Source organism: Vibrio sp. 1F169 (assembly GCF_041439605.1).
Lineage (GTDB): Bacteria > Pseudomonadota > Gammaproteobacteria > Enterobacterales > Vibrionaceae > Vibrio > Vibrio tasmaniensis_A.
The window spans coordinates 1-1,333 of sequence record NZ_JBGOOI010000104.1; the positions used below are offsets into that span (position 1 = coordinate 1).

1 protein-coding gene and 1 pseudogene are annotated in these 1,333 nt (G+C 36.3%); both read left to right on the forward strand.

All coding sequences use genetic code 11. The annotated features are described in order from the left end of the window. A partial coding sequence (locus ACED53_RS21790; RefSeq protein WP_371715304.1) for a zinc ribbon domain-containing protein occupies positions 1-203 on the forward strand: 203 nt, incomplete at its 5' end. Positions 204-938: 735 nt separating this feature from the next. Beyond that, positions 939-1,333 (forward strand): annotated as a pseudogene (locus ACED53_RS21795) (hypothetical protein); the annotation flags it as partial.

Below are 1,333 nucleotides of genomic sequence, written 5' to 3' on the forward strand. Positions count from 1 at the left end.
AGAAATACGCGAAACGGGGTAGTTCTATCTTTAAATTTAATTACGCAACAAAGCCTTGTTGCGGTCATAAAGTGGAAGAAATGCCCTTATCGGTTTGCAAGTGGGATTGTCCATCAGGCGGCACTACAGACATAAATCGTGACTTAAACGCCGCCCTTAATATCCGTGATAAAGGCCTTCTAGAATTAAAGGCGGTTGGATAATCGTCTCTGCTTATGGAAGCTGCGTAAGTCTTGATACTATCGAGCAATGGCTAACGAAATAAGAAGCATCGCCCAATAGGCGGTGAGTAGTCACTTAGATAGATATGCTGAAAACCCAAGCAAACGAGGGAAGAGCTCCTAGTTTTTTAAGGACTTAATAGCATTTTTCTAGCTAGGCATAGACCTTCGGATCTTGTCACTTTGGGCAAAAAGTAAAAATAGAGTAAAGCAGATGATGGCAAGTCCTAAAGATATTCCTAGTATTAATAAGCTTTCTTCACATATTAGAGGTAAGGCTATTGATAAAAAAGCGAGCAGGACAACAAATAGTTCACATCCTCCCCCGAAAATAGGATGCTGATGACGAAATACTGCCCATTGATAAACCATTGTTGATAATCTCCTTGCAGCTGAGCTGAGCTGAGCTCAGCTCAGCTTAGTTCTTTCTCTTTAGTTAAAATACGTTAACACTATCAATACTGTATGGGGGGGGGGTTATTATTTATTTTTAATTAATTATCTTCCAATTTTAAACGCTAAAGTTAGTACTATTTGAAAGCGAAATGCAGGGTTTATTCATGATTATATTTATAAATAAAGATAATTAATTAAAAATATAAAATCATTGCTTTATGTTAAATAATTTATTAATTATCTTAAATTATTGTCATTTCCTCTGCTATTAATCGAATTTATAAGAATCATTTTTAATTTATAACCATACTAGCTATAGCCATGAATAAAATTATCTCCCTTTATATATTAATTATACTCTTCTTGGCAGGTTGTAATTTAGAATTGTCAGAAGAGGTTGATGTAAAACCAGCAATAACATTAGAACGGATCGATATTAGCGTCTCCTCATCAGGAATTCGGGGAACAAGTAAATTAACGATGAGGAAGGGGAACAAAAAAGCTTTCGTCGCAGTAGGTTATTATTCTGATCACTCTTCAAAGGTGCTAACTGATTTAAGCATTTGGCGCTCTAATAACAAGAACATTGGATATTTTGTAGAACCGGGACAATTAATTGGCAAAGCGTTAGGATTTATAAAGATCACAGCCACTAAAGATGGAGTCACCAGTAACACAGTGGACGTGGAGGTGACCAATGCCATCGTCACCTCGCT